The 7,040-nt window shown below is 47.1% G+C and carries 5 protein-coding genes and 1 tRNA gene; 2 read left to right on the forward strand and 4 right to left on the reverse strand.

Annotated features, from left to right (window positions below; genetic code table 11):
* Window positions 1-2: 2 nt before the first annotated feature.
* A tRNA-Asn gene (locus tag PY479_RS17205) sits at window positions 3-75 on the reverse strand.
* A gap of 898 nt (window positions 76-973) precedes the next feature.
* On the opposite strand from PY479_RS17205, the gene uvrB reads away from it, so the two are divergent.
* Window positions 974-2,992 (forward strand): excinuclease ABC subunit UvrB, encoded by a 2,019-nt coding sequence (uvrB, locus tag PY479_RS17210; protein ID WP_275484507.1) that lies wholly within the window; start codon window positions 974-976, stop codon window positions 2,990-2,992.
* A 106-nt stretch (window positions 2,993-3,098) separates the two neighbouring features.
* On the opposite strand, the gene PY479_RS17215 is transcribed toward uvrB, so the two are convergent.
* The 3 genes from PY479_RS17215 to queC form a co-directional block, all read right to left on the reverse strand.
* Entirely contained in the window at window positions 3,099-4,562 is a 1,464-nt protein-coding gene (locus PY479_RS17215; protein WP_212593561.1) for a hypothetical protein, read from the reverse strand.
* A 225-nt stretch (window positions 4,563-4,787) separates the two neighbouring features.
* Window positions 4,788-5,381 (reverse strand): rhombosortase, encoded by a 594-nt coding sequence (rrtA, locus tag PY479_RS17220; protein ID WP_212593560.1) that lies wholly within the window; start codon window positions 5,379-5,381, stop codon window positions 4,788-4,790.
* Window positions 5,378-6,094: a 7-cyano-7-deazaguanine synthase QueC gene (gene queC / locus PY479_RS17225; RefSeq protein ID WP_228730301.1), complete on the reverse strand. Its 717-nt coding sequence runs from the start codon at window positions 6,092-6,094 to the stop codon at window positions 5,378-5,380. The genes rrtA and queC overlap by 4 nt, the downstream gene beginning before the upstream one ends.
* Before the next feature lie 162 nt (window positions 6,095-6,256).
* Here queC and queE point away from each other — a divergent pair, with 162 nt between their 5' ends.
* The gene (gene queE / locus PY479_RS17230) at window positions 6,257-6,925 is read left to right on the forward strand and encodes a 7-carboxy-7-deazaguanine synthase QueE (protein WP_212593558.1); all 669 of its coding nucleotides are present in this window, start codon (window positions 6,257-6,259) and stop codon (window positions 6,923-6,925) included.
* Window positions 6,926-7,040 lie beyond the last annotated feature (115 nt).

The following is a 7,040-nucleotide window of genomic DNA, read 5'->3' on the forward strand; positions in this document are numbered from 1 at the left end:
GGCTCCCCTGACTGGACTTGAACCAGTGACATACGGATTAACAGTCCGCCGTTCTACCGACTGAACTACAGGGGAATCGCAGATTGCGTCTCTGAAGAACGGAGCGCATAGTAAATCGCTCTCGAAGTTGAGTCAACTCGACATTTCAAAAAAAGCGTTGTAATGGGCTTAATTGCTTATCTAATGTCCACGAGACCGCTTTACTGCATAAATTCGCAGGATAATGCTTAAAAAATAACAGCTAAGGCAAGCATTTGCTGACGGATTATTCCGCAGATCAGGTGGGGATGAGGGGCGTAATCTTGAGTATAATTAGCCATGTACTACTATCGCTGAAATGTGCAGTATTTGTGATAATTATCCACCGGCTACATTGTCGTATCATCGTCATACGCAACCACTTCAATTTCGGGAATTAACGAATCCTCATCAAGTTAAAAAAAGCATAACAATCTGTGCATTTTGTGAGCATTGTGCCATTTTCCACCACATAACTTTTTAAATGTAATTTTTTTTCAGAAAAAAATAGGCCAGTGGTGCGATAGTGGAAAAATCGCAACCCCGCATGGTTACAGGGCTGGATTCAGTTATCCACTGAATCTGTGGATAACCCTGTGAGTTTGTCTGGTAAATTCGCCGCAAACCCCTATGGATTCTAGGGTCGACTTAAATCGGGTAAAAAACTCGGCAAAAAATAAAAAAGATAAGAAACAATGATTTAAAAAAGTCAAGCAGTCGAATAAAAGTTGACTGGAGTTGTAATCAATTTGTAAGAAATTAATCAGTTGGCCTTGTGCATTAAATTGGTGCTTTGACTCAAAATTGTGCATAGCAGATGCCATTTATGATGCCGTTATTGAATTTCAGCATGCGCTGTTATAACGGCAATCCCCAGATAATCTGCAGTTAAGCTCGGTGGTAAGACCGTGTGGTGGAGGTTACAATGTATGGCTCTTTGGGAGGAGATCATTTCGTGTCTGAATCAGTGTTCAAATTAGTATCACCTTACCAGCCTGCAGGCGATCAACCTTCTGCCATCTCACAACTTATTGACGGGTTGGGAGCAGGACTGGCACATCAGACCTTGTTGGGCGTAACCGGTTCAGGCAAAACCTTCACTGTGGCCAACGTGATTGCAACAATGGGGCGTCCAACGATCATCATGGCGCCTAACAAAACTCTCGCGGCTCAGTTGTACGGAGAGATGAAAGAGTTTTTCCCGCATAACGCGGTGGAGTATTTCGTATCCTATTACGATTACTATCAACCGGAAGCTTATGTTCCAGCAACAAACACGTTCATTGAAAAAGACGCTTCGGTTAATGCCCATATTGAACAGATGCGCTTGTCCGCCACTAAAGCATTGTTAGAACGCCGAGATGTGGTACTGGTGGCCTCGGTTTCCGCTATCTATGGGCTGGGTGACCCAGATTCCTATATGAAGATGATGTTGCATTTGCGCCAGGGCGACATCATGGGCCAGCGTGATATTTTGCAAAGATTGAGTGAGCTGCAATACACGCGAAACGATATTGAATTGGCTCGAGGGACGTTCAGAGTTCGGGGGGAAGTTATCGATATCTTCCCGGCAGAATCAGAACGAGATGCTATCCGAGTCGAGCTGTTTGACGACGAAATTGAACAGTTATCGATGTTCGATCCATTAACCGGCCACATCAGTAAACGCCTTGCGCGCACCACCGTGTATCCCAAGACACACTATGTGACGCCCAGAGAAAAAATTCTCGCGGCAACGGAGCTGATTAAAGAAGAACTGCGAGAGAGGCGTCAGCAGTTGTTAGACACCAATAAGTTGGTAGAAGCACAGCGGCTGACAGAGCGCGTGCAATACGATATTGAAATGATGGTAGAACTCGGTTACTGCTCAGGCATCGAAAACTATTCGCGTTACCTGTCGGGGCGACGTCCCGGAGAGGGCCCGCCAACACTGCTGGATTATCTGCCTGCCGATGGCTTGATGATCATTGATGAATCGCATGTCACCGTGCCGCAAATTGGCGCCATGTATAAAGGTGACCGCTCACGGAAAACGACACTGGTGGAGTATGGTTTTCGTTTGCCGTCTGCATTAGATAACCGGCCGTTGAAGTTCGACGAATTTGAAGCGCTGATGCCTCAGACTATCTATGTCTCCGCGACGCCTGGTCCCTATGAAATGGAACGCTGCGACGGAGAAATAGCCGAACAGGTCGTGCGACCAACCGGGTTACTGGATCCTGAAGTGGAAGTCAGACCGGTTGCTATTCAGGTGGACGATCTTTTGTCCGAAGTGGCAAAACGTGTGGCGGTTAACGAAAGGGTACTCGTGACTACCTTAACCAAACGCATGGCTGAAGATCTTACCGAATATCTGGATGAACATGGCGTAAAAGTGCGTTATTTGCATTCCGATGTGGATACGGTTGAGCGTGTGGAAATTATTCGGGATCTGCGCAAAGGTTTGTTTGATGTGTTGGTGGGGATCAACCTATTGCGTGAGGGCCTCGACATGCCTGAGGTGTCTCTGGTGTGTATCTTCGATGCGGATAAAGAGGGTTTCTTGCGTTCAGAACGTTCATTGATCCAGACCATTGGCCGCGCGGCACGTAACGTGAATGGTAAGGTGATCCTGTATGCCGACAAGATAACGCCTTCAATGGCGAAAGCGATGGATGAAACCAGTCGCCGTCGCGAGAAGCAGCATCAATTTAACCTGGACCACGGCATTATCCCGCGTGGTGTAGTGAAACGTATCACCGATGTCATGGACGTCGGTGATACGGAGCGAGGGGGATATGACAGCAAAGATTGGCGTAAAGTCGCCGAACCTAAAGGTCATTATCAAGCTCGTGCCAGCGCCTCCGAACTGTCCCATGAAATTGACCGCTTGGAAAAGCAGATGTTACAGCATGCCCGCGACCTTGAGTTTGAAGAAGCCGCTGCTATTCGCGACCAAATCGCTGAACTAAGACAACAATTGATAGAAGCTTAAATTTGAATGTTCCGGACAAGTAAACAAAAACTCATTCGATTTTTCGGATGAGTTTTTCTTTTCAAAGTCAATGTCAGAGTGTGGCTAGCAAACTGATTTCAAAAGATTACCCCGCATTACTACGAGTGATATTGGTAATATTAGCGCCCGCCAAACTTTGAGTAATGCTTTGCTGGCTCGCTAATGTTTGCAGCACCGTGCCATAGTAGTATGGTGCGCTGGCAAGGTTGTCATCTCGTTGCTGTTGGAACAGTGCGCTACTGCTGCCGCTCAATAAATTCACAGTGGCGCTACCTTGCGCTAAAAGATTGGCGCTGATGATAAGGTTACCCTCGCTATCAATTGCTCGTGGCAACACCACTTCATCGCTGGCGGCACCCATCACCTGCATAGCAATAAATTTGTCGGTGCCATCATAGGCGCTCACAAATGTACGCTGATAATTATACTGGCTACTGTCGATGCCATTAACTATAACGCAGGCATAGGTCGCTGAAACGCAGCTTGTACTGATCACAGGATCGCTGTCTGACAAATCAAGATCACCCACAATATCAACGTCAAAACCGCTAGCCGGTTCCGTAATCGTCTGTTGACGAGTGATCGTCCAGTTGGCGTCATTACCTGTGGCGCTGTAATACCAAGTGGCATCCGCCAGTTCGTCGCTATAACTGTATGAAGTGTTGTCTGATGCCAGGGTTTGCCAGTTATAAACCACACTGTCTTCTTTGAGTTTTAACTGTGCGCTATCGGTTTCTGCCGGGTGATAAAATGCAATGCTACCGGTTTGGTCCAGCGGGATCAGTTGCACGGATTTGCCACAGGTGGTTTTTGAACAAAGCTCAGATGCGCTGATATAGACATAACCCATCATGTCGGATGCGGTATCGGTATTGCTATCATATTGCGCATAAGCAGTCACAAGCACGGGAGAATTGCTGTAGGCCGTCATGCTCATCGACGTATTGCTGGCAGTTGTTGTGACTTTATCGCCATTATCAATACGGTATATAGCCGGAGCGGTAGTGAATTGGCTGTCATCAATCGCCACTGTCATGTAACCGGTGGTACTGGATGCTTCACTATACGTACCAGAAATACAGGCCCCATCGGTTTCGTCACTGGCGACGCTGACCGTCATCGCCGATAGTAGTGCACTGCTGATGGCTGTCACGTTATATTCAGTGATAGCCTGACTTTCAGTCTTGGTAGTGATCCCGAGATAGCCGTTTGCCGGAATATCCTTCTCATAGACAGTGACTTTCCCAGTGGTGTCTACTGTCAGTTTTGACGATAGCGTACCATTAGCGGTATAGAGTGCCACTGTCGGATCACTGACTTTGGTCGCGTAATAATAGTAAGCATTGCCATCACTGTCGCTGTTGGCAATGCGATAATAAACCTGACACTTATTTTTATTGGTATTGGTCAACGTATCTTTTTGCAAGGTTACCAATTGCAGACTGAAGCTGCTTCCTTGGCTACTTGAACTGTCGCTACTGCCACCACACCCCCCAAGCAGGGATAATAGTGATAGTAACAGCGCATATCTATGAATGGTTTTCGGCATGGTTATAACCCTGAGTGTATGTCCCCTGATAACACAAAGTTACCCATGGGGGAGTAGATAACATTCACTGAGAAAACGCCCTCAATAGGTACGATTTACTCAAAATCCAGGGTTGTGTAATTCAATAAATACGCCATATAACCCAATAAATACAAAACATTACATATGAACGTTTTTTGTTCGCATTGAGGTCTGTAACGGTATTATTTACTCGGTAAGTGTAAATTAACGTTTGTTTTTGGATTGAAAAGGAAAAAGGGTGAACATGAAACGGAACAGCATAAACGCCAATATTCCGTCAACCAGGCCGACTAAATGTGCTTCAGTGGCCACTCTTGCGCCAATTAGCTGTGTCACCTCACTATTGCCGCCCATAAATTGTTCCCAGATAACCTTGGCAATAACGCCTGCCAAGAGCAGATAACCCGAGCGCCAGCCGATTCTGATATCGTTAAGTGCGCCGTAGGTAAATAAACCATGCAAAATACCACTCAGTCCGACGTAGGCCGTGAGCGCTGGGAATGCTAACCAAAGCCCAAGCCCTTCACTCAATAGCAATATGGCGAGCAGGCAGGCTAATTGAAAGTTGTGATAGTGCGTGCGGTGAATAAATACCACCACCCAGAAACCGGCTAAATTCATCAGCAGATGCCAGTTATTGGTATGCAGTAGATTACCGGTCAATAGTCGCCACCATTGGCCATCAGCAATAAACTGTCGCTGATATTCCAGTGCTTCGGTCGCCCCTGACCACTGCAGCGTAACGCAGAGTAAGCTGACAGCCAATACTGTCAGCCATGGCGAGTCACGCCAACTCATTCTGTGCGGCTCTTTTGTGTCAGTTGTTGCTGTATGATTGCCTTATTAGACAGATATTCATCAAGACCGTGTTGGCGTAGTTTACAGGCGGGACACTCTCCACAACCACGACCTTCAATGCCGTTATAGCAGGTGAGCGTTTCATCGCGAACCAACGCTAATTTGCCATATTTATCTGCGAGCGCCCAGGTTTCGGCTTTATTGAGCCACATCAACGGTGTCACGAGTTTTAACGGCCGATCCATCCCTTGAACCAGCGCCGATTCCAATGCGCGTACAAAATCATGGCGACAATCAGGATAACCCGAATAATCAGTTTCACAGACGCCAGTAATCACCGCCTCGGCACCCAATTGGTAGGCATATATCCCCGCCAGTGTGAGAAACAGGATATTGCGACCCGGCACGAATGTATTGGGTAAACCATTGTCCATTAGTTCAGTCGACACGGGGATGCTGTCGCGAGTCAGCGCGGAGATCGCCAACTCATTAAGGAGGCCTACATCCATCACTTTATGACTGGTGGCCCCTAACTTTTGGGCAAGCCGTCGGGCAACATCAATTTCATGGGCATGACGCTGACCATAGTTAAACGTCATCGCATGCACTTCATCATATTGCTCCAGTGCTTGGATTAAACAAGTTGTCGAGTCCTGACCGCCACTAAAGACTAAAATAGCTTTACGGATAGGGGGATTTTTTGTCTGTGTCATGAGCATCTTCCGATACACTCAATTAGCGAATGGCGCACAGTTTACCGCAAAATAGCGCGAATTCCTTAATCGGATGTCAGGTTTGCCATTTTCAAGAAGATGCTATATAACGGCGCGCCGCAATGAGGGAAATATCCCTTGTCAGTTTTCAGGAGCCTGCGTATGCAATATCCGATCAATGAAGTGTTTGAAACCATTCAAGGAGAAGGCGTTAATACTGGCCTGCCAGCAATTTTTGTGCGCTTACAAGGTTGTCCTGTGGGATGCCCATGGTGCGATACCCGTCATACATGGGAGCAAACGCCGGAAAATGAAGTGCCAGCTGAACAGGTATTGCAAACGGATGGTCAGCTTGGTCGTTGGGCCTGGTATGACGCAGAAACACTGCTGCAGGCATTTCAGCAGAAATCGTTTTCAGCTAAGCATGTGGTGTTAACGGGGGGGGAACCTTGTCTGTTTGATCTCGTTGAACTCACCAATTCATTAAATCACGCGGGTTATACCACTCAGATTGAAACGAGCGGCACCTTTGAAGTGAAATGCAGCCAGTCAACTTGGGTTACTGTGTCACCAAAAATCGGCATGAAAGGTGGTTTGAACGTGCAATCACAGGCGTTGGCGCGTGCCAATGAGATTAAGCATCCGGTTGCGACTCAGCGGCATATCGAGCAATTAGAGTCCTTGCTTGAAGGTGTGGACTTGACCGGAAAGGTGGTCTGTCTGCAGCCAATAAGCCAGAAGCCAAATGCGACTGCGTTAGCGATTAAGGAATGTATTGCACACAATTGGCGACTATCGGTGCAAACGCATAAATATCTACAAATTGATTAGTTAGAAAGGTAGAGACAATAACAACGAATAACGAATAGAAAATGGTGGAGGGGGAAGGATTCGAACCTTCGAAGGCGGAGCCGTCAGATTTACAGTCTGATCCCTTTGGCCACTC

The organism is Shewanella sp. A32 (assembly GCF_029167175.1).
GTDB classification, from domain to species: domain Bacteria; phylum Pseudomonadota; class Gammaproteobacteria; order Enterobacterales; family Shewanellaceae; genus Shewanella; species Shewanella yunxiaonensis.

Coding starts and splice junctions, on each gene's coding strand:
- queC (WP_228730301.1), bottom strand. CDS start 6,094: ATGACACAGACAAAAAATCCCCCTATCCGTAAAGCTATTTTAGTCTTT.
- rrtA (WP_212593560.1), bottom strand. CDS start 5,381: ATGAGTTGGCGTGACTCGCCATGGCTGACAGTATTGGCTGTCAGCTTA.
- queE (WP_212593558.1), top strand. CDS start 6,257: ATGCAATATCCGATCAATGAAGTGTTTGAAACCATTCAAGGAGAAGGC.
- PY479_RS17215 (WP_212593561.1), bottom strand. CDS start 4,562: ATGCCGAAAACCATTCATAGATATGCGCTGTTACTATCACTATTATCC.